This window comes from Micromonospora sp. NPDC051296 (assembly GCF_040682255.1).
GTDB lineage: Bacteria > Actinomycetota > Actinomycetes > Mycobacteriales > Micromonosporaceae > Micromonospora > Micromonospora craterilacus.
Genome location: NZ_JBFBAO010000090.1, coordinates 1 through 19,796 on the forward strand (window position 1 = coordinate 1; position 19,796 = coordinate 19,796).

Consider the following 19,796-nt stretch of genomic DNA (forward strand, 5'->3'; position numbering starts at 1 on the left):
CAGCGCCTTCATCGAGTTGAGCGTCACCGTCTCGGTGCTGGTCTCGTCGCCCTCGCCGGTCCGCTGCACGGCCATCCGGATCGAGAAGGACTACTACGCGGTCCTGGGCGTGGCGAAGACCGCCCCCGCCGACGAGATCAAGAAGGCGTACCGGAAGCTGGCCCGCGAGTCGCATCCGGACCACAACCCCGGTGACCCCAAGGCCGAGGAGCGCTTCAAGGCGGTCTCCGAGGCGTACGCGGTACTCGGCGACGACGCGAAGCGCCGCGAGTACGACGAGATGCGTTCGCTGTTCGGCTCGGGCGCGTTCCGGCGCGGTGCGCGCCAGCCGGGCCAGCCGGGCGGCGGTGTGCCGTTCGACGTCTCCGACCTGTTCGGCGGCGCGCCGTCGGGCGGTGGCCGGTTCGCCGGTGGTGGCATCTCCGACCTGTTCAGCTCGATCTTCTCGGGCGGCGCGGGCGGCGGAGGCGCTCCCGGTCCGGCGCGAGGTCGCGACGTCGAGACCGAGGTGGTGCTCGACTTCCACGACGCCGTCCGGGGGGTGACCCTGCCGCTGACGCTGCGGGCCCCCGGGGTCTGCGACACCTGTCACGGCAACGGCGCCAAGCCGGGCACCCAGCCGAAGACCTGCCCGGTCTGCCAGGGCGCCGGGGTGACCACCCGCAACCAGGGTGCGTTCAGCTTCTCCGAGCCGTGCCGCAACTGCCAGGGCGTCGGCACGGTGGTGGACGAGAAGTGCCCGGAGTGCCAGGGCACCGGCGGGGTGACCAAGACCCGTACGCTCAACGTCCGCTTCCCCGCCGGGGTGGCCGACGGCCAGCGGATCCGGCTGGCCGGCCGAGGCGAACCGGGCGAGCGCGGCGGCCCGGCGGGTGATCTGTTTGTGCACGTCAAGGTTCGGCCGGACGAGATCTTCGGGCGCGCCGGTGACGACCTCACGCTGACCGTCCCGATCACGTTCGCGGAGGCGGTGCTCGGCACCGACCTGCGGGTACCGACCCTGGACGGGGCGGTGACCCTACGGGTGCCACCGGGTACGCCGAGCGGGCGGATCCTGCGGGCGCGCGGCAAGGGGGTGAGCCGCCGGGACGGTCAGGTCGGCGACCTGCTGGTCACGCTCGACGTGGTGGTGCCGGCGGGAGTGTCCGACGAGGCGCGGGCGGCGCTCGAGGCGTTCGCCGCGCAGACCCCGCCGGCGGCCCGGGAACATCTTGACGCGCGGGTGCGTCGATTCGGTTGATCGGTGAAGCGGTGCGGAGGTGAGCGGGATGGCGGACGGGTTCGTCGGTTCGGATGACCCTGCCTACGAGGCCAAGGTGCTGATGATCTCGGTTGCGGCCCGGATGGCGGGGATGCACCCGCAGACGCTGCGCCAGTACGACCGGCTCGGCCTGGTCCAGGCCGGCCGGGCGGCCGGCGGTGGCCGCCGGTACAGCGTCCGGGACGTGGTGCTGCTGCGCGAGGTGCAGCGGCTCAGTCAGGACGACGGGGTCAACCTCGCCGGGATCAAGCGGATCATCGGCCTGGAGCGACTGCTGGAGCAGGCGCAGCAACGGGTCGCCCAGATGGAGGCCGAACTGGAGGCGGCGTACCGCCGGATGGCCGAGCTGGAGTCGCTGGCCCGCTTCCCCGGCCGCGACCTGGTCCCGACCAACCAGACCTCCACCGCCCTGGTTGTCTGGCGTCCCCGCCGCAGCCCCGGCCGCTGACCTACCCCGCCGCCCCGGCGGAATTCGCGAAACCCGAGCGCGGGCCGGGTTGTCTCCGTTAGCCTCGAAAAATCAGGTCCAACCATCCCAATCCGGACTCCGATCTGGCGGGGGGAGCCATGACGGAATCGGCGAAGAAGGTGGCCGAATCGGCGGAGCATCGGCTCGACCGCTTGGCCGAGGACGTCCGAATGCGATTCGACCGGATCACCAAGGGGCGCTTCGCCGACCAGATCAAGAGCGGCCGGTTCAGCGGTCAGGGCGGTCAGGGCGGCCACGGCTCGGGCCAGGCGCGTTCCGGGCAGCATCGCCGCGAGCGGGGCGGATCGGCACGCTGACGATCCGCCGACGTGCGGGCCGGGAGCCACGGGGGGTCCCGGCCCGTTCGCCGTCCCCGGGCCTCACCTCACCGCAAGAAGCCAGGACGACCTAGAGCCGCCGGCCCTCCCGAACCAGGCCGCCCTCGCACCAGTCCCGGTAGACGAACAGATCCGGCCGGGACAGCAGGGTCCGGCTGTTGTGCGCCCAGGTACGCATCATCTCGTCGCCGTTCCGCTCGGCCTGGTCCACCAGCTTGCGGAAGCGCCGCTTCGGGTGGGCCCGGAAGTTCGTCCGGATCCCGTCGGCGGCGTAGATGTAGAGGCAGTGCAGCGCGAACCGGCGAGCCGGACAGCTTCCGTCCATGGCCAGTTCGAACAGCGTCATCACCAGCCGGTCACCGGAAACCAACAGGTCCCAGTCCGGCGGCATGGACGTCAACGGCACCGAATCGGGGTGGTACGCCCACGCTCGCAACTCCGCCGGGGTCGGGTCGACGGGGTTGGCAAAGCCGTGGAACGTTGACTCCTGCACGCTCACCGGCCGACCTTCCGCTCTCGCCCGCGGAGGCGTCGGCCCACCGCGAACCCTGGCTGCTGGGGCGACACGGTAACGCGGTACCGGTGAGTACGGGTAGCCCCTCCAGGAAGCAATTCGGCATCTGTTGGACGGGTCGGGTCGACCGGACGGTCGACCCGACCGTCAGCCGTCACGCTCGGTCCGCCGTTGAAGCCGCCGTCCGGGCCCGCTGCAGCGCCGCCCGGGCCCGCAGCCACCGCTTGAACCAGGCGAAGTCCGGTAGCCGGGCCAACATCGGCCCGGTCACGACCGTGATCAGCACGTACGTCGCGGCGAGCGCCGCCAGTTTCGGCTCGACGCTGCCGGCGCTCACCGCCAGCCCGGCGATGACGATGGAGAACTCACCCCGGGGCACCAGCGCGAGCCCGGCCCGCCAGCGGCCCGGCTCGGCGATGCCGACCCGCCGCGCCGCCAGGTAGCCGGTCAGCGTCTTGGTCCCCATGGTGACCACCGCCAGCAGTAGGGCGGGCAGTAGCACCGGCGGGATGTGCCGTGGGTCGGTGGCCAGCCCGAAGAAGACGAAGAAGACGGCGGCGAACAAGTCGCGCAGCGGGGTCAGCAGTTCGGTGGCGTGGTGGGCCACCGGGCCGGAGAGCGCGATGCCGACCAGGAACGCGCCGACCGCCGCCGACACCTGGAGCTTCGCCGCGAGCCCGGCCACCAGCAGGGTCAGGCCGAGCACCCCGAGCAGCAGCGCCTCGGCGTTGTCTGCGGACATGGCCTTGGAGATGAGATTGCCGTAGCGGAGTGCGACCACCAGCACCGTGACCACCGTCAGCACGGCGATCCCGAGCGCGACGCCGCCCTTGACCAATCCGACGCCGGCCAGCAGCGCGGTCGCCAGCGGCAGGTAGAACGCCATCGCCAGGTCCTCGACCACGAGCACCGAGAGGATCACCGGCGTCTCCCGGTTTCCGAGCCGGCCCAGGTCAGCCAGGATCTTGGCGATCACGCCGGAGGACGAGATCCAGGTGATCCCGCCGAGCACCACGGCGGCCACCCAGCCCCAGCCGAGCAGCAGGGCGAACGCCGCGCCCGGCAGCGCATTGAGCACCGCGTCGATCAGCCCGGCCGGCGCGGCCGACCGCAGGCTGCCGACCAGTTCGTCCGCCGAGTACTCGAGACCGAGCATCACCAGCAGCAGGATCACGCCGATCTCCGCACCGATGGCGAAGAACTCCTCGCTGGCACTCAGCTCCAGGACGCCGCCGTGACCGAACGCCAGCCCCGCCAGCAGGTAAAGCGGGATCGGCGAGAGCCCGATCCGGCGGCCGAGCCGGCCGAGCAGTCCGAGCAGGAACAGCAGCGCGCCCACCTCGATGAGCAGGCTGGTGAAATCGTGCATCCGCGCCTCAGCCGGTGAGGTCGTTGTCGGCGAAGATCGCCCCCACCCCGTCCAGGCCCTGCCGGTTGCCGACGACCACCACCACGTCGCCCGCCGCGAAGCGGAAGGTGGGCACCGGCGAGACGATCACTTCGCCGCCGCGCAGGACGGCCACGATCGAGGCACCCGTACGGGAACGAATCTTCGCGTCGCCCATCGGCCGGTTGACGTACGGCGAGGAGGCCGGGATCGCGATCTGCTCGGTGAGCAGCCCGGCGGCCTGCTCGCGCAGCCCGGAGAGCTGCCCGAGGATCAGCGACGCGCCGAGGATGTCGGCGAGCGCCTCCGCCTCGTCGTCGGTGAGCGGAATGTCCGCCGAGCAGCCGTCCGGGTCGTCCGGGTCGTACAGGACCAGGTCGCGGCGACCGTTGCGGTGGGAGACCACCCCCAGCCGGCGGCCGGATTCCGTCACCATGTCGTGACGTACGCCGATCCCCGGTAGGGCAGTCTGTTCGACACGTACTCGCACGCGCTCAGGCTACTCTCGCGACGGAGGCGGAATGTTTGTGCGCCGAACCCGCTGTCTGGTCCTGTCTGCCCTGGTAGTGGCGCTGGCTGGCTGCTCCATCGGGGACGTCCGCCGGACCCCGCCCGCGCCGGTGCCGACACCGCCGAGCGCGACCCCGACCGGACCACCGTCGTCCCCCGAGCCCGTCGCGGAGATCCGCAACACGCGACTCGCCGTCCCCGAGCGGTACGACCCACCGCATGTCGAGTTCATCGATGCCAATCAGGGGTACGCCCTCTTCGGTGCGTGCGACGGCCAACCGCCCGGCCCCGACTGCCGCGCCCTGCTGTTCGCGACGCGGGACGGCGGCCGGTCCTGGCAGCGGCTGCGCCACCCGAAGCCGGTCGCCGACAACCAGCAGCTCTACGTCGCCCCCGGGGTGCTGGCCCTGTGGGCCGAGCCGCACGGCTGGTGGACGTCCACTGACCGCGGCAAGACCTTCCGGCACAGCAAGGGCGAGACCCCGCCCCCGCAGTGGCAGGCGGCCCAGGGGCGATTTCAGCTCATCGAAGACTCGGGAAAGGTCGGCGTATGGGATGGCAACGCACTGCGGCCGGTGCCCACCCAACCACCGTTGCCCGTGCTGAACACGGTCATGCAGACCGACGGAAAGATGATGACCGGAGACGGCACCGTGTACGGCGGGCTGGTGGTGGCGGCGGGAGCGAGTGAGGACGGCCGACTCCACGCCGCGACTTCCTGGGACGAGGGGCGGAGTTGGCAGCGAATTCCGGTGCCCGCGCCCGAGGGCGAGGTGGGCATACTCCGGCTGCACGCAGCGTCCGGCGAGCTTTGGCTGATCGGCGAGCGACCCGACCGGACGGGCTTCCCGGCGCTGTGGCGGTTCAGGGCCCGGGACTGGCAACTGGTGTCCGTGCAGGGGCACCCGGAGTCGGGGCGGGCGGTCCCGCTCGGCGCCGGGGTGGTGGCGGTGGTCAGTCCTCGGGGTGCGGGCGCGATCGCCGAGGACCGGTACGTCGACCTGCCCTGGCCGCTCACCAACGAGCACTACCTGCGGCTGCTGCCCGACGGCACCCTTGTCGCGGGCACGTCGGCGGGCGTCCTGCTCGGCACCGGCCAGATCGCCGACCGCACCTGGACAGCCGTAACCCTCGAAACGGACTGACCCGCCCGCACACCCGGCAAGACCGTCCTCGATCGCCCCATGCCAGGACTCACGGCTTGTCGGCGACGAAAACGCCGACACCTTCCAGCGTCTCGGTGAGTCCGGTCGCACGCAGGATCATCATGGCCTTGCCGACCACGGTGTCCGAAACGCCGTACTCCTTGCAGAGTTGGGCCCTGCTCGGCAGCTTCGTGCCGGGCGGCCACTCGCCTGATTCGATCTTGCTCCGCAGCTCGTCTGCGAGCACCTGATACTGCTGCTTGGGCATACACACTCCCCGGATGGCGTGCGCATTCGATCACGCGGGAGCCTCCAATCTCAAGCAATCGGACGTTGGTCGTTGGCCGGCGCTGCGTGCTCCGCGCCGACCACGAGACCCCGTGCACCGCCCGGCTGCCCCGTTGAACGCGTAAACGGTTCAGCTCGACAGGCTCCATGTACCCATCGGGCCGTCGGCAACCGGGCCGCGAATCACGAAGGCAGGCGTCGCCAGGACGCTGCCCTACCCAGGCCTTCCGAGGCGATGGCGCCCTCTCGACGAAGGCGATCCAGGGTGACGCGGATCGTCGGATCGCTGACTCCAGGAAGTGCCGTGCGGATGTCGGCGACGCGGAAGGTGACGGGGGCGTGATTGAGCACGTAGTCGCGTACCCGGTCTTGCTTGGAGCCGTCCGCCCGGTCGGAGGCCGCACGTTCGGCGAAGGTGCGGTACCCGGCGGCCAGGATGTCGACGAAGTAGCTCAGCCACGGCCAGGAGTCTGCCTGTCCGTCGTGCCAGCTGTGGGTGGACTCCAGCAGGGTTCGGTAGTAGGTGTCCGCGCTGGAGGCGATCTGCTGCTCCAGGCTGACATACCTCGGGACTGAGTAGCCCACGTCCATGAGGAGGGCGTTGGTGAGGGCCCGAGTCACCCGGCCGTTGCCATCTTCGAACGGATGGATGACGAGAAGATCGAGAGCGAACAGCCCGACGAGAAGTACGGGGTGATGATGCTGCGCCGCGACCTCTGCCCGGTAGCGGTCGATCAGTTCGGCAACGAAGAAGGGTGTGTCCGAGGCGCGCACAGGCCGGAACCGAATCGTCAGCTCGCCGCTGGCAGCCCTGTCCACGACCAGGTTGTCCTCGTGTTTGAACTGGCCTCCTTCGGCGGCTGTGTGCGCGAACAGCAGCCTGTGTAGGTGGAGCAGGAGTCCCGAGTTCAGTGGCTGCCAAGGCCGTTGGAACAGGTAGTCCTGAGCGTCCCGGTAGCCGGCGAGTTCCTGCTCACTGCGATTGCGCAGGTTGGTGACACGGCCGGCGAGGATGCGGTCGGCCCGGGCGCCGTCGGAAACGACGATGCCCTCGATGGCGGACGAGGCCGTGATGCTGGCGACGCGCGCCCGGTCGGCCAACTGGCTGAGCAGGCCGGGCAGCTGATCCCGGTACAGCGCCTCGGACCCGCGTCCGGTGTCCACGGTCCGCAGCGCCGTCACGACCGAGCCGGGAACCCGACCGATGCTGCGGTCCAAGTCGGCGAAGCTTCGCATGGCATCTCCCACGGCAAACTACATAGAATTCTAGCCCACTATGTAGTTTAGTAATTTCCTTAGGTAGTTCCACGTGCCGTGCCGAGTGCTTCGGAGTGGTGTAGATCACAGGTTCGATCTTGAGTGGAATAGGCTCAACTCTGGTTCTGTCGGTACCAGTGGACACACCGATCCAGGGGAGCCCATGAACAGCGAACGCCTCACCACCAAGAGCCGCGAGACCATCACCGGTGCCGTCGCCCTGGCCAACCAGCGTGGGCACGCCACCGTAGAGCCGTGGCACCTGCTGCTGTCGCTGCTGGACACCGAGGGCTCGACTGCGGCCGGTCTGCTGCGCGCCGTCGGGGCCGACCCGGCCGAGCTGCGCCGGGCCGCCCAACGCGCCGTGGAGGCGCTGCCCGCCGCCCGCGGCTCCAGCATCGCCGAGCCGACTCTGGCTCGCGAGTTCGTCAACGCCATCGGCGCAGCCGAGCAGATCGCCCGGCCGCTCGGCGACGAATACACCTCCACCGAGCACCTGCTGGCCGGGCTGGCCCGGGTCGGTGGCGCCGTCTCCGGTGCGCTGAAGGCCACCGGTGCCACCGAGGAGACCCTGGTCGCCGCCTTCCCCACGGTTCGTGGCGGGGACCGTCGGGTGACCACCGCCGACCCGGAGCAGACCTATCAGGCCCTGGCCAAGTACGGCGTCGACCTGACCGCGAGCGCCCGGGACGGCAAGATCGACCCGGTGATCGGTCGGGATTCCGAGATCCGCCGGGTGATCCAGGTGCTATCCCGGCGTACCAAGAACAACCCGGTCCTGATCGGCGAGCCCGGTGTCGGGAAGACCGCCATCGTCGAGGGGCTGGCCCAGCGGATCGTGGCCGGAGACGTGCCCGAGTCGCTGCGCGACAAGAAGCTGGTCTCGCTCGACCTCGGCGCGATGGTGGCCGGTGCGTCGTACCGGGGCCAGTTCGAGGAGCGACTCAAGTCCGTGCTGGAGGAGATCAAGAACTCCGATGGGCAGGTCATCACCTTCCTCGACGAGCTACACACCGTGGTCGGTGCCGGCAAGGGCGAGGGCTCGATGGACGCCGGCAACATGCTCAAGCCGATGCTGGCCCGCGGTGAGCTGCGCATGGTCGGTGCGACCACGCTGGACGAGTACCGCGAACACATCGAGAAGGACCCGGCTCTGGAGCGCCGCTTCCAGCCGGTGCTGGTCGGCGAACCCACCGTCGAGGACACCATCGGCATCCTGCGCGGGCTCAAGGAGCGCTACGAGGTGCACCACGGCGTACGCATCACCGACGCCGCCCTGGTCGCCGCCGCCGCCCTCTCCGACCGCTACATCACCGACCGGTTCCTGCCGGACAAGGCGATCGACCTGGTCGACGAGTCCGCGTCCCGGCTCCGGATGGAGATCGACTCCCGGCCGGTGGAGGTGGACGAGATCGAGCGGGCAGTGCGCCGGCTGGAGATCGAGGAGATGGCGCTGGCCAAGGAGCCGGACGCCGCCTCGGCCGAGCGCCTCGAACGGCTACGCAAGGAACTGGCCGACAAGCGTGAGCAGCTGACCGCGCTCTCCGAGCGCTGGCAGCTGGAGAAGAGCCACATCACCAAGCTCTCCACCGCCAAGGAGGAGCTGGAGCGGCTCGGTGGCGAGGCCGAGCGCGCCGAGCGCGACGGCGAGCTGGAACGCGCCGCCGAGCTGAGGTACGGCCGCATCCCCGCGCTCAAGGCCGACCTGGCCCGGGCCGAGGAGGAACTGGCCCGGCTCCAGTCCGACGGCGCGATGCTCAAGGAGGAGGTCGGCGCGGACGACATCGCCGCCGTCGTCGCCTCCTGGACCGGCATCCCCGCCGGCCGGCTGCTGGAGGGCGAGACCGCCAAGCTGCTGCGGATGGAGGAGTCGCTGGGCGAGCGCGTGGTCGGCCAGGCCGAGGCGGTCGCCGCGGTCTCCGATGCGGTACGCCGGGCCCGGGCCGGCGTCGCCGATCCGGACCGCCCGACCGGCAGCTTCCTCTTCCTCGGCCCGACCGGGGTCGGCAAGACCGAGCTGGCCAAGGCGCTCGCCGAGTTCCTCTTCGACGACGAGCGGGCCATGGTCCGCATCGACATGAGCGAGTACGGCGAGAAGCACTCCGTGGCCCGCCTGGTCGGTGCCCCGCCCGGCTACGTCGGGTACGAGGAAGGCGGCCAGCTCACCGAGGCGGTGCGCCGTCGCCCGTACTCGGTGATCCTGCTCGACGAGGTGGAGAAGGCCCATCCGGACGTCTTCGACATCCTGCTCCAGGTGCTCGACGACGGCCGGCTCACCGACGGTCAGGGCCGCACGGTCGACTTCCGCAACGCGATCCTGATCCTCACCTCGAACCTCGGGTCTTCGGTGATCGGCGACCTGACGCTCGCCGAGGAGCAGCGCCGCGAGGGCGTCCTCGCGGTGGTCCGGGCGCACTTCAAGCCGGAGTTCCTCAACCGGCTCGACGACATCGTGGTCTTCGCCGCCCTCCAAGGTGACGACCTGCGGGCCATTGTGGACATCCAGCTGGCGCGGATGCGCAAGCGTCTCGCGGACCGTCGGTTGTCGCTGGACGTCACCGACACCGCGGGCGCCTGGCTCGCCGAGCATGGCTACGACCCGATCTACGGCGCGCGCCCGCTGCGCAGGCTGGTCCAGTCCGCGATTGGCGATCAGCTCGCCAGGGCCCTGCTCGCCGGCCAGATCCGCGACGGCGACACGGTGCGGGTCGACCTCGCCGACGGCAAGGACGGCCTTGCGGTGACGGCCGCCTGACCGCTGCCCGGTGCGGGGGCCCACGACCTGGGTTCCCGCATCCGGCTCGGCCCGGTCCATCGGGGCCGACGCCGCACGTTCTGACGGGCGGATCCGGGCCGTCGGGGCGAGGATGGGAGGCATGTCGGGGAGCGAGAAGGACTTGGAGTTGACGGCGGCCGTCGCGGAACTCGCCGTGGCGGGCAGGGTTGCGTTCGGTGGAGTGGGGATCGTGGGGTCGCTGTTGCCGGAGACCGAGGCGTACCAGCGGGTCGCGGCGGCTGCGGCCGACCACCCGGAGGAGGTACGCGACCAGCTCGACCACCTGCTGGCGACCGCCGAACCGGCGGGCCGGGTGTACGCCGCCACCCTGCTGGAGCAGCTCGACCCGGCGGCCGGCCGGGCGGCCTGGACCGCGCTGCGCGCGGATCCGGCGGAGCTGCACACCGCCACCGGCTGCGTCATGGACAGCACGACGGTCGGGGAGTACGCCGCGGAGCGGCTCGCCGGCGCATGATCCATCCGCCGGTCAAGTCCGTCCGATCGGTGCTGCCCGCGCTTGCGGCCGGGCCTTACCGTCCGTGCCATGACCGCGACCGCCGAGTCTCTGGCCGCTGTTCCCCCGCCCCGACCACCTCGCCCGGCCACCGTCACCGTCGCCTTCTGGCTCCAGCTCGCCGCCGCGCTGGTCCTGCTCGGACTCGTCGCCCTGGTAGTTGTCGAAGCGATTCACTGGGACGCCGCGATCGACCGGGCTGTGCGGCAGGTTCCCGATGCCGACCCGGACGAGGTACGCGGTGAGCGCTGGACCAACATCACCATGTCGATGGTCCTCGCCGTACCCCTCCTGCTGTTCGCGCTCGCGTACGCGCTGACCGCGCCCCGGGTACGCCAGGGCAGCAACACCGCCCGGATCATGGTCTTCGTGGCCGGCGGAGCCCAACTGCTGCTCTGCGCCGTCCCGGCCTGCTTCGCCTCGTTCCTGCTGCCGTTCGGCTTCATGCTTGCCGTAACCGAGGATCCCTACGTCGACGACCTGCCGCCCGAGGACGACTTCTGGCAGGAGTCGGACTTCAGCGAGGCCCTGTACGGGCAGGACCCGTTCGACGGGGTGCTCTTCCCGCTGACCGGCCTGGGTGTGGTGGCGCTGTTGCTGCTCACCGCGGCCGTGGGGCTGCTGCTGGCGCTGCCACCGGCGCACCGCTGGTTCGTGCCGAAGACCGAGCAGGGTGCACCGCCGCGACTGTCCAGCGCAGCCGGCCTCCCGGCCACGCACCTCGCCGCCTACGCCGTGCCGGCCGGCTACCCGCTGGCTCCCGGCTACCTCCCGCCAGCGGACTACGCACCACCGCCCGGCTACGCACCACCGCCCGGCTACGCACCACCGCCCGGCTACGCACCACCGCCCGGCTACCCGGCGGGTTATCCGGCAGCACCGGGTTATCCGGCGGTCCCCGGTTATCCGGACCCAGCGGGATACTCGGCATGGCCCGCCTATCCGGCCGCGACTGCCTATCCGGCCCCGCCCGGGTATCCGGCCCCGCCCGGCACGTGGCCGGATCCGTTGGCCCACCGCGCGCAGAACCCGGCTGCGCCGTCTGCGGCGGCCACCCCGTCCGCGGAAGCCACCCCGTCCGCGGAAGCCACCCCGTCTGAGGAGACCACCCCGCCTGCCGGGACCACGCCGTCCAACCCAATCACTGCCGGCGAACCACCCGCCGTCGCCCAGCCACCCGCCGCTGGCGAGGCACCCGCTTTCGGTGGCCCCTCGTCCGGTGGCAGCACCACCGAGCCGGACGGTGGCGACCAAGGCGGTGCCGGATCAGGCGGGCAGAGCCGGTAGTGGGCGTGGCCCGCACCGGCACCGTCGGCCGTCTGGTCGACCCCGGCCGGCACTGTCAGCGGGTGACGCGCCGCCGGGTGACGCTGTGTCGTGCCGAGATGGCCCGTTGCCGATACGGTGAAGCGCGTTCCAGGGAAGGAGAAAGATGGTCGATCCTCAGAGCACCCCGGCCCGGTCGCGGCCGAGCGTGGTGACGATATCCACCTACCTGTTGTTGTTGTTCGCGGTCTGCCAACTGATCAGCGTGGTCATCTCGCTGTCCACCCTCGGCACCGTTCGTGAAGTGATGGAGGACGCCTACGCGGGCAGCGCGGCCGACGGGATGGAGGGCGTCGCCGACGTCGTGGTGGTCGTCGGCGTCGGCACCGCCATCTTCATGCTGGTGGCGGCGCTCGCGCTGTTCGGTCTGGGTCTGGTGAACCTGCGGGGCAAGAACGGTTCCCGGATCGCCACCTGGATCGTCGGCGGCATCCTGGTCTGCTGCACCGGCTTTGGCCTGGTCGGCAACCTCGCTGGTGGCCTCGGCACGCCGACCGACAGCAGCGGCGACATGCCCAGCGCGGACGAGGTCCAGCGCCGGCTGGAGGAAGCCCTGCCGTCCTGGGTCACCCCGGTCGGCTACCTGCTCAGCGCGATCAGCCTGATCTCGGTGTTGGCGGCGCTGATCCTGCTGGCGCTGCCGCAGGCCAACGCCTTCTTCCGCAAGCCGGCACCGGAGTGGCAGCCGCCGATGCCCGGCGGCAGCTACCCGGGCCAGCCCGGCTACCCGCCGGTCCCGGGGTACCCGGGTACCCCGCAGCAGCCGGCCGAGCCGGGCTACCCGGCCACCCCCGGCTACCCGGCCACCCCCGGCTACCCGGCCACCCCCGGCTACCCGGCTGCCCCCGGTCAGCCGCCCGCTGGCGGCCAGCCCGGCGGGCCGACCGGGCAGAACCCACCGACCGGTGGTCCGGAGCAGCCCGGTGAGCAACCGCCGCCCGCTGACCGCCCTAGCTGACCGCCGGTGAGTTAAGCGCGACTGTGACGGTCCCTCCGAGTAGGTTGCATCCCGAACGCCTACCGGAGGGACTCGTCGTGTCGTACCCCGAACAGGCGCCGGCCCGCCGACCGGCCGTGGTCGTGCTGGCGGTGGTGGTGCTGGCGGTGATGGCGCTCGGCGCGCTCGGGTACGCCGTGGCCGGTCTGGCCACCGTCGGCGGCACCGTGAGCCGGTTCCGCGCGGCGGCCGTCGGCACCTCGGCCGACGCCAGCCAGGTCGACGCGGTGGTCAACCTGCTGCGCGGCTCGGTGGTGCTGTCGGCGGTGTTGAGCGTGCTCGTCGGGCTGCTCCTCGCCGGTCTGGCGCTCGGCCTGGCCGGTCGTCGGCCCGGTGCCCGGGTGGCGACCTGGGTGGTCGCCGTGCTGGGCATGTTTCTCGGCTGCTGCGGAATCGTGGCCGTGGGCGTCCAGCGCGCCACGCCGCTGGACTTCGGCGATGACCAGGCCGTCGCCGAACTGGTCGCTCTGGTCGCGGATGCCTACCCGTCCTGGTGGATCCCGCTCACCGTGGCCCTTTCGGTCGGCCAGGTGCTCGGTTACCTTGTGGTAGCCGTGCTGCTGGCAATGCCTCCGGCCAACGCCTGGTTCCGTCGTCGTCCGGCATCCCCACCCCCGCACCAGCCACCCGCGCCGCCGCCGCCCTACCAACCGCCGGCACCGCCGTCCGGGTACCCGCCGTCCGGGTACCCGCCGTCCGGGTATCCGCCCGCTGCGCCGCCGTACCAGCCCTATCCGCCGCCCGGGGCGCCGCCGTCGCCCCCGCATCCGCCGAGGTGAGGACGCCCGTGAGGCCCGACCCCGTGACGCCCGACCAGCCGACCAGCGAACGACGGGCGTTGATCACCGGGGCGACCGCGGGTATCGGGGCGGCGTTCGCCGGACGACTCGCGTCCGACGGGTGGCACCTGGTGCTCGTCGCCCGGGACGCGGACCGGCTCGCCGCGCAGGCGGCCGAGTTGACCGGCCGGCACGGCGTCGAGGTCGAGACCATCTCCGCCGACCTGTCCACTGACGACGGTTGCGCGAAGGTCGAGCGGCGGCTGGCCGACGATCCGCCCGTCGAACTGTTGGTCAACAACGCCGGGATCAGTCTGAACACCCCGTTCCTCCGGTCGTCGGCGGAGGACGAGGCCCGGCTGCTCCGACTCAACGTGCACGCGGTGATGCGGCTGACCCTCGCTGGGCTGCATACGATGACCGAACGACGCAGCGGGGCAGTGATTAATGTCTCTTCCGTCGCAGGATTCGGCCCGGTCATGCCCGGCTCGACGTACTCGGCCAGCAAGGCGTGGGTCATCAACTTCAGCGAGTCCGTCGGCCAGTCCGCGCGCCCGTTCGGCGTACGGGTGATGGCGCTGTGCCCCGGCTACACCCGGACGGAGTTTCACCAGCGAGCCGGCATCGACATGTCGAAGACTCCCGAGTGGATGTGGCTCAGCGCCCCGGCCGTGGTCGACGAAGCCCTGCGTGACCTGGGCAAAGGCAAGTTGGTCAGTGTCCCGTCGTGGAAGTACAAGCTGGCCGTGGCGGGTCTGCGGCACGCGCCGCGCCGGCTGCTCGAAAAGGTCGGCCGGGATACCCGGGGGCGCATCGGCCGCGATCGGGGCTGACCGTCGCTCGGGGCGGTGCCGGTCGGGTCCAGCCTGCTCGATGTCACTCGACCGACAGCGATGATCGACTTAGCGTAGTCGCGCATCGCCACTCATCGGTCCCTCGGAAGGGTTGCCGCAGGTAGCCCGCGCACGCGGCACACAGACTTCCGCAGTACCCTCTATCGCCATGGGGGACCACGACGACCTGCGTAAATTCATCTCCGACCTGGCTGTGGTCCATGGGCGGGTGGTGCTCTCTTCCGGGCAGGAGGCTGACTGGTACGTCGATCTGCGGCGCGTCACGCTCCATCACCAGGCGGCACCGTTGGTCGGTCGAGTGATGCGGGAGTTGACCACCGACTGGTCGTACGACGCGGTGGGTGGTCTGACGTTGGGCGCCGATCCGATCGCACTGTCGATGTTGCACGCCGCCGGGCGCCCGTTGGACGCGTTCGTGGTCCGGAAAACGGGCAAGGCGCACGGTCTGCAACGGCGGATCGAGGGTCCCGACGTGGCCGGTCGTCGGGTGCTGGCGGTGGAGGACACCTCCACCACCGGCGGAAGTGTGCTGACCGCCGTCGAGGCTCTTCGCGAGGCCGGGGCCGAGGTCGCGGGGGTGGCGGTTATCGTTGATCGTGGCGCTGGCGACGCGGTGCGAGCCGCCGGACTGCCGTACCGGGCGGCCTATACGTTGGCTGACCTCGGCCTTGTGGCGTAAAAGTCTGCCGATTCGGATCTGCTGATATGCAGGCGGATCGATGCTGCTGGTGGAAGGATGGAATACGTGGGAACTGCGTTGGCCGAAATGACTATGCCTCAGATCTCGCCGCTTGCCGGCGAGCCGATCGAACGCGCCGACGCCGAGCGGCTGGCCGGGGTCCTCAAGGCCCTTGCCGACCCCGCCCGGCTACGGCTGCTCAGCCTGATCCAGTCGGCGCCCGAGGGCGAAGCGTGCGTGTGTGACCTGACCGCGCCGCTCGGCCTCTCCCAGCCGACGGTCAGCCACCACCTGCGCATCCTTACCGAGGCCGGCTTGCTGGAGCGGGAGAAGCGCGGTGTGTGGGCCTACTACCGGCTGGTCCCGAGTGCGATCGCCACGATCGCCGACCTGCTGACCCCGCCGCGCAAGCGGGCCACCAAGAAGGCTCGCTGAACCGGAACCGCTTGGTGGCCGCCCAGCCGGGCAGCCACCAAGCGGTGGGCGTCAGCGAACCTGCGGCATTTCGTACGTCTCCTCGGTGAGGTCCCGGGCAGCCCGGCTCAGCCGGCGACGTTCGGCGATGACCATTGCCATGACCACGGCGATGCCCAGCAGGAACAGCGCGGTGATGGACAGGATGCCGTCGCCGGGCGCATGCAGGGTGCGGTCCTCGGACTGCCATGGCCACAGCGCCCGCAGGCTGCCCAGGATCACGCCGGCCATCACCGCGAGGGTCATCCGGCGGTGCTGTTCGAGCAGCCACTGGAGCAGCTTGACGAAGAGTGACAGGCCGATGACCATGCCTGCCGCGAAGATTGCCAGGTAGCCGAAGTCACGGTCGTTGACTGCGGTGATGGTTGGCTCGTACAGGCCGACGGTCAGCAGCAGGAACGACCCGGACACCCCGGGCAGCACCAGCGCGCATACGGCGACCGCCGCCGCCACCAGCACGACCAGCGGATGCGGCTCGATGGTGGCCTGCGGCAGGCCGGTCAGCACGAACGCGGCCACCCCGGCGGCCACCAGGGCGAACACCTCGACGCCCCGCCACGGCTTGCCGATCATCGAGATCGGCACCAGCACCGAGGCGAGCACGAGCCCGAGGAAGAGCCCCCGGGTCTGCTCCGGATGGTCGGCCAACAGCGGCTCCAGCAACTTCGCCGCGAGCAGCAGGCCGGGCAGCATGCCGATCAGCAACGGGATGACCACCATCCAGTGGACCTGCCGCAACTGGTGCCCGGCCCGCGTCCAGCCGCGTCCGCGTGGAAGGTCGGAAGCTGCGTACCGCACGGTGTTCACTACGTGACCAGCGGACGCGATGAGCTGCTCGTACACTCCGGTGACCAGTGCGATGGTCCCGCCGCTGACTCCCGGCACGGCCTCGGCCACGCCGATTGCCGCGCCGCGCAAACCGTGGCCTATCCGTTCGCCCAATGCCATGAAAAATTACGCTCCGTAAGTTGATCGGCCAGGTGTCCCGTACGGCGGCCCAGGTTACCGGGGCGTTCGCCATCGTCCACCTTGCCCGGTCACAGTCGCGGGTCGACCGGCTCGGATTCGCAGGCCAGGATCGCGAAGACCAGTTCGTGCCGGCGCCACAGCGGCGTACCGCCGACCAGGGCGTCCAACGCGGCCAGGCCGAGCGCGTGCTCACGCAGGGCCAGTCCCCGCTTACGCCCCAGCGACCGGCGACGCAGCGCGGCCAACTGGTCGGGCTCGGTGTAGCCGGGGCCGTAGATGATCCGCAGGTACTCCCTCCCCCGGCACTTGATCCCCGGCTGGAGCAGCGAGCCCCGCTCGCTGCGGGCCGCGAGGCCGGCGTACGGCTTGACGACCATGCCCTCGCCGCCGGTGGCGGTCAGCGCCAGCCACCAGTCCGTGGCAGCGCGCACCGCCTCGGCGTCGGACAGGTCGACCACCTGTCGCCGGGTGGGCGTGAAGAACTCCGGGTCCGCCGCGCAGAGCCGGTCGGCCAGGGCGAGGTGCCAGCCGTGGTCGCGGTCGGCGTAGCTGGTCTTCCCGCCAGCGAGCACGGCGAACGGGGCCAGGGTCACCCCGCGCAGACCGTCGGTCGGTCGCACGTACGCCCGGTAGGCCGCGCTGTAGGCGACCACGTCGTCCCGGCGACGGGCGATCAGGTCCCGCAGGCCGCCGACGTCCAACCCACGGCCGGCCGCGGCGTCCAGCGTTGCCAGTGCCGCGGGCAGTGCGGACCGGCCGGCCGCGCCGACCCCGGCGTACTGCTCGCGGATCAGCCCGCCGGCCTTGGCCGACCAGGGCAGCAACTCGCAGTCGAGCAGCAGCCAGTCGGTGTCCAGTTTGTCCCAGAGCCCGGCGGCGGTCACCGCGCCGCGGACGCGGTCGAGCAGTCCGGCGTCCAGCGGTGCGCCGAAGAACGGCCTACCGGTGCGGGTGTGCACCACCCCGCCGCCCGGCCCGAACGGGCCGCCGTCCGGCTCCCGGCAGACCAGCACCACCGCGCGGGAGCCCATGTGCTTCTCCTCGCAGATCACCCGGTCCACCCCGGCCGCCCGGTAGTCGGCGAACGCGTCCGCCGGGTGCTCCAGATAGCCGTCCAGGCTGGACGTCGAGCAGGGCGCCATGGTCGGCGGCAACCAGACCAGCCAGCGCGGGTCGACCGCGAAGCGGCTCATCACCTCCAGCGCGGCGGCGGCGTTCTCCGCCGGCACGGTCAGCGAGCCGTACGCGTGCTCCACGTGTCGCCGGCCGGCCACGTCGGTCAGCTCCAGCACCTCGTCGGGTCGGGCCGGCGCGGCAGTCAGCGGGCGGACCGGGGCGTACCACTCGCGCTCCGCCGGCACCGAGACAAGCTCCCGCTCGGGGTGGCGCAGCGCGGTCAGCCGGCCGCCGAAGACACAGCCGGTATCGATGCAGATGGTGTTGTTGACCCACTCCGGCTCCGGCGTGGGGGTGTGGCCGTAGACGACCATGGCCGAGCCCCGGTACTCCCGCGCCCACGGGTAGCGCACCGGCAGGCCGTACTCGTCGGTCTCGCCGGTGGTCTCGCCGTACAGCGCGAAGGCCCGTACCCGGCCGGAGGCCCGGCCCTGGTACTCCTCCTTCAGTCCGGCGTGCGCCACCACCAGCTGGCCGCCGTCGAGCACATAGTGGCTGACCAGCCCGTCGACGAAGGTGGCCACGTCGGTGGCGAACTCCGCCGGCTCGGCCTCCAGCTGCTCCAGCGTCTCGGCCAGCCCGTGGGCCACCTTCACGTTGCGTCCGCGCAGCTTACGCAACAGCTTCTGCTCGTGGTTGCCGGGCACGCAGAGCGCGTGCCCGGCCGCGACCATGCCCATCACCAGGCGGAGCACACCGGGAGAGTCCGGGCCGCGGTCCACCAGGTCGCCGACGAACACGGCGGTACGCCCCGACGGGTGCGTCGCGTCCACCGGCCGGCCCGCGTCGTCGCGGTGCAGCTGCCAGCCCAGCCGGACGAGCAGCGCCTCCAGTTCGGCGCGGCAGCCGTGCACGTCGCCGACGATGTCGAACGGCCCGGTCAGCTCCCGCCGGTCGTTGAACAGCCGCTCGTACCGGACCTCGGCGGCGTCGATCTCGTCGACCCCGCGCAGCACATGCACTTTACGGAAGCCCTCCCGGGCCAGCTGGGCGTAGCTGCGGCGCAGGTCACGGGACATCCGGGTCAGCACCTGCCGACCGAAGGTGCGGTCGACCCGCGCATCGGTGCGCTCCCAGGCCAGCGCCTCCGGCACGTCCAGCACGATCGCCACCGGCAGCACGTCGTGCTCCCGGGCCACCCGGACCAGCGCGGCCCGGGCGTGCGGCTGGAGGTTGGTCGCGTCGACCACGGTGAGCCGGCCGGCGCGCAACCGCTTGCCGGCCACGTAGTGCAGCGCGTCGAAAGCCTCGGCGGAGGCGGACTGGTCGTTCTCGTCGTCGGCGACCATCGCCCGGAAGGCGTCCGAGGAGAGCACCTGGCTGGGCGCGAAGTGCCGGCGGGCGAAGGTGGACTTGCCGGAGCCGGAGACCCCGACCAGCGCCACCAGCGCCAGCTCAGGAATTTCCAGGACGGTCATCTGCACTCCTGCTTGGAGGTAAGGAAGGGCCCCTTTTTAACGCCTCCGGTAGAGCAAGGGCCCCTTCTTAACATCAGGTCCGGGTGAACACGGCCAGTTGGGTGGGGACGCCGACCTCCGGGTCGTCGTCGCCGACGCCGTGCAGCGCGGCCGAGTAGCCGTACGTGGCACAGATTCGCTCCACCCAGCTGGCGAACTCGGCCCGGGTCCACTCGAACCGGTGGTCGGCGTGCCGGAACGCGCCCGCCGGCAGGCCCTCGTAGCGGACGTTGTGCTCGACATTGGGCGTGGTCACCACGACCGTGGTCGGCCGGGCGTGGCCGAAGACGGCGTCCTCCAGCGCCGGCAGCCGGGGCGGATCGAGGTGCTCGACGACCTCCATCAGGACCGCCGCGTCGTACCCGCGCAGCCGGTCGTCCCGGTAGGTCAGTGCGGACTGCCAGAGCAGAACGCGGTTGCGCTGACGCTCCGGAAGCCGGTCCAGCCGCAGCCGGCGGGCGGCCACGGCGAGTGCCTGGGTGGAGACGTCGGTGCCGACGATCTCGGTGAACCGGCGGTCCCCGATCAGCGTGGCGAACTACCTGGCCAGACACGAAGACATCAGGGTGTCGCACAACTTTATCGCGGACCTGTGGCGCCAACATGGACTTGCCCCGCACCGGTCC

At 71.2% G+C, this 19,796-nt stretch carries 18 protein-coding genes and 2 pseudogenes; 12 read left to right on the plus strand and 8 right to left on the minus strand.

The window, feature by feature from the left end; translation table 11 throughout:
* Positions 1–73 precede the first annotated feature (73 nt).
* The 3 genes from dnaJ to AB0M52_RS12530 all read left to right on the plus strand — a co-directional run bounded on the left by dnaJ (position 74) and on the right by AB0M52_RS12530 (position 2,047).
* The gene (gene dnaJ / locus AB0M52_RS12520) at positions 74–1,240 is read left to right on the plus strand and encodes a molecular chaperone DnaJ (RefSeq protein ID WP_363952612.1); all 1,167 of its coding nucleotides are present in this window, start codon (positions 74–76) and stop codon (positions 1,238–1,240) included.
* 28 nt (positions 1,241–1,268) lie between these two features.
* Positions 1,269–1,709 carry a MerR family transcriptional regulator gene (locus tag AB0M52_RS12525; protein ID WP_363952585.1) on the plus strand — a complete coding sequence of 147 codons (441 nt, stop codon included), beginning with the start codon at positions 1,269–1,271 and terminating at the stop codon, positions 1,707–1,709.
* A 119-nt stretch (positions 1,710–1,828) separates the two neighbouring features.
* Complete coding sequence (locus AB0M52_RS12530) at positions 1,829–2,047, plus strand: hypothetical protein (RefSeq protein WP_363952586.1); 219 nt, start codon at positions 1,829–1,831, stop codon at positions 2,045–2,047.
* Positions 2,048–2,138: 91 nt separating this feature from the next.
* On the opposite strand, the gene AB0M52_RS12535 is transcribed toward AB0M52_RS12530, so the two are convergent.
* The 3 genes from AB0M52_RS12535 to AB0M52_RS12545 all read right to left on the minus strand — a co-directional run bounded on the left by AB0M52_RS12535 (position 2,139) and on the right by AB0M52_RS12545 (position 4,459).
* Positions 2,139–2,567: a hypothetical protein gene (locus AB0M52_RS12535; RefSeq protein ID WP_363952587.1), complete on the minus strand. Its 429-nt coding sequence runs from the start codon at positions 2,565–2,567 to the stop codon at positions 2,139–2,141.
* A gap of 169 nt (positions 2,568–2,736) precedes the next feature.
* Entirely contained in the window at positions 2,737–3,951 is a 1,215-nt protein-coding gene (locus tag AB0M52_RS12540) for a cation:proton antiporter (RefSeq protein WP_363952589.1), read from the minus strand.
* Positions 3,952–3,958: 7 nt separating this feature from the next.
* Positions 3,959–4,459, minus strand: a complete 501-nt coding sequence (locus AB0M52_RS12545) for a TrkA C-terminal domain-containing protein (protein WP_363952591.1) — start codon at positions 4,457–4,459, stop codon at positions 3,959–3,961.
* A gap of 31 nt (positions 4,460–4,490) precedes the next feature.
* Here AB0M52_RS12545 and AB0M52_RS12550 point away from each other — a divergent pair, with 31 nt between their 5' ends.
* Positions 4,491–5,624, plus strand: a complete 1,134-nt coding sequence (locus AB0M52_RS12550; RefSeq protein WP_363952593.1) for a hypothetical protein — start codon at positions 4,491–4,493, stop codon at positions 5,622–5,624.
* A gap of 49 nt (positions 5,625–5,673) precedes the next feature.
* Here the strand turns inward: AB0M52_RS12550 and AB0M52_RS12555 are convergent, their stop codons facing one another.
* Positions 5,674–5,892, minus strand: a complete 219-nt coding sequence (locus tag AB0M52_RS12555) for a winged helix-turn-helix domain-containing protein (RefSeq protein WP_363952595.1) — start codon at positions 5,890–5,892, stop codon at positions 5,674–5,676.
* A 203-nt stretch (positions 5,893–6,095) separates the two neighbouring features.
* Positions 6,096–7,148, minus strand: a complete 1,053-nt coding sequence (locus tag AB0M52_RS12560) for a Fic family protein (protein WP_363952597.1) — start codon at positions 7,146–7,148, stop codon at positions 6,096–6,098.
* A gap of 184 nt (positions 7,149–7,332) precedes the next feature.
* On the opposite strand from AB0M52_RS12560, the gene clpB reads away from it, so the two are divergent.
* From clpB to AB0M52_RS12600, 8 genes and pseudogenes are all read left to right on the plus strand, one after another.
* Entirely contained in the window at positions 7,333–9,924 is a 2,592-nt protein-coding gene (clpB, locus tag AB0M52_RS12565) for an ATP-dependent chaperone ClpB (RefSeq protein WP_363952599.1), read from the plus strand.
* Between the two features lie 121 nt (positions 9,925–10,045).
* Positions 10,046–10,420, plus strand: a complete 375-nt coding sequence (locus AB0M52_RS12570) for a hypothetical protein (RefSeq protein ID WP_363952601.1) — start codon at positions 10,046–10,048, stop codon at positions 10,418–10,420.
* Between the two features lie 69 nt (positions 10,421–10,489).
* A complete protein-coding gene (locus tag AB0M52_RS12575; RefSeq protein ID WP_363952603.1) occupies positions 10,490–11,746 on the plus strand; it encodes a hypothetical protein in 1,257 nt (418 codons plus the stop codon).
* 145 nt (positions 11,747–11,891) lie between these two features.
* Positions 11,892–12,743 (plus strand): hypothetical protein, encoded by an 852-nt coding sequence (locus AB0M52_RS12580; RefSeq protein ID WP_363952605.1) that lies wholly within the window; start codon positions 11,892–11,894, stop codon positions 12,741–12,743.
* A 77-nt stretch (positions 12,744–12,820) separates the two neighbouring features.
* Positions 12,821–13,378: pseudogene (locus AB0M52_RS12585) on the plus strand (hypothetical protein); the annotation flags it as partial.
* 206 nt (positions 13,379–13,584) lie between these two features.
* Entirely contained in the window at positions 13,585–14,394 is an 810-nt protein-coding gene (locus tag AB0M52_RS12590; protein WP_363952614.1) for an SDR family oxidoreductase, read from the plus strand.
* A 169-nt stretch (positions 14,395–14,563) separates the two neighbouring features.
* Positions 14,564–15,094 (plus strand): orotate phosphoribosyltransferase, encoded by a 531-nt coding sequence (gene pyrE / locus AB0M52_RS12595; protein WP_363952606.1) that lies wholly within the window; start codon positions 14,564–14,566, stop codon positions 15,092–15,094.
* 57 nt (positions 15,095–15,151) lie between these two features.
* Complete coding sequence (locus AB0M52_RS12600) at positions 15,152–15,529, plus strand: metalloregulator ArsR/SmtB family transcription factor (protein WP_007454255.1); 378 nt, start codon at positions 15,152–15,154, stop codon at positions 15,527–15,529.
* Positions 15,530–15,580: 51 nt separating this feature from the next.
* Here the strand turns inward: AB0M52_RS12600 and AB0M52_RS12605 are convergent, their stop codons facing one another.
* From AB0M52_RS12605 to AB0M52_RS12615, 3 genes and pseudogenes are all read right to left on the minus strand, one after another.
* Complete coding sequence (locus tag AB0M52_RS12605; RefSeq protein WP_363952608.1) at positions 15,581–16,516, minus strand: DUF368 domain-containing protein; 936 nt, start codon at positions 16,514–16,516, stop codon at positions 15,581–15,583.
* Between the two features lie 89 nt (positions 16,517–16,605).
* On the minus strand, positions 16,606–19,131 hold the full coding sequence (locus AB0M52_RS12610; RefSeq protein WP_363952610.1) for a polynucleotide kinase-phosphatase: 2,526 nt from the start codon (positions 19,129–19,131) through the stop codon (positions 16,606–16,608).
* Between the two features lie 73 nt (positions 19,132–19,204).
* Positions 19,205–19,699, minus strand: a pseudogene (locus tag AB0M52_RS12615) (3' terminal RNA ribose 2'-O-methyltransferase Hen1); the annotation flags it as partial.
* Positions 19,700–19,796: the final 97 nt, after the last annotated feature.

Bases quoted from the DNA above. Each gene is read 5' to 3' on its own strand.
- pyrE (WP_363952606.1), top strand. From the start codon at position 14,564: ATGGGGGACCACGACGACCTGCGTAAATTCATCTCCGACCTGGCTGTG.
- AB0M52_RS12580 (WP_363952605.1), top strand. From the start codon at position 11,892: ATGGTCGATCCTCAGAGCACCCCGGCCCGGTCGCGGCCGAGCGTGGTG.
- AB0M52_RS12550 (WP_363952593.1), top strand. From the start codon at position 4,491: ATGTTTGTGCGCCGAACCCGCTGTCTGGTCCTGTCTGCCCTGGTAGTG.
- AB0M52_RS12610 (WP_363952610.1), bottom strand. From the start codon at position 19,131: ATGACCGTCCTGGAAATTCCTGAGCTGGCGCTGGTGGCGCTGGTCGGG.
- AB0M52_RS12540 (WP_363952589.1), bottom strand. From the start codon at position 3,951: ATGCACGATTTCACCAGCCTGCTCATCGAGGTGGGCGCGCTGCTGTTC.
- AB0M52_RS12600 (WP_007454255.1), top strand. From the start codon at position 15,152: ATGGAATACGTGGGAACTGCGTTGGCCGAAATGACTATGCCTCAGATC.
- AB0M52_RS12560 (WP_363952597.1), bottom strand. From the start codon at position 7,148: ATGCGAAGCTTCGCCGACTTGGACCGCAGCATCGGTCGGGTTCCCGGC.
- AB0M52_RS12555 (WP_363952595.1), bottom strand. From the start codon at position 5,892: ATGCCCAAGCAGCAGTATCAGGTGCTCGCAGACGAGCTGCGGAGCAAG.
- clpB (WP_363952599.1), top strand. From the start codon at position 7,333: ATGAACAGCGAACGCCTCACCACCAAGAGCCGCGAGACCATCACCGGT.
- AB0M52_RS12575 (WP_363952603.1), top strand. From the start codon at position 10,490: ATGACCGCGACCGCCGAGTCTCTGGCCGCTGTTCCCCCGCCCCGACCA.
- AB0M52_RS12530 (WP_363952586.1), top strand. From the start codon at position 1,829: ATGACGGAATCGGCGAAGAAGGTGGCCGAATCGGCGGAGCATCGGCTC.
- AB0M52_RS12525 (WP_363952585.1), top strand. From the start codon at position 1,269: ATGGCGGACGGGTTCGTCGGTTCGGATGACCCTGCCTACGAGGCCAAG.
- AB0M52_RS12605 (WP_363952608.1), bottom strand. From the start codon at position 16,516: ATGGCATTGGGCGAACGGATAGGCCACGGTTTGCGCGGCGCGGCAATC.
- AB0M52_RS12570 (WP_363952601.1), top strand. From the start codon at position 10,046: ATGTCGGGGAGCGAGAAGGACTTGGAGTTGACGGCGGCCGTCGCGGAA.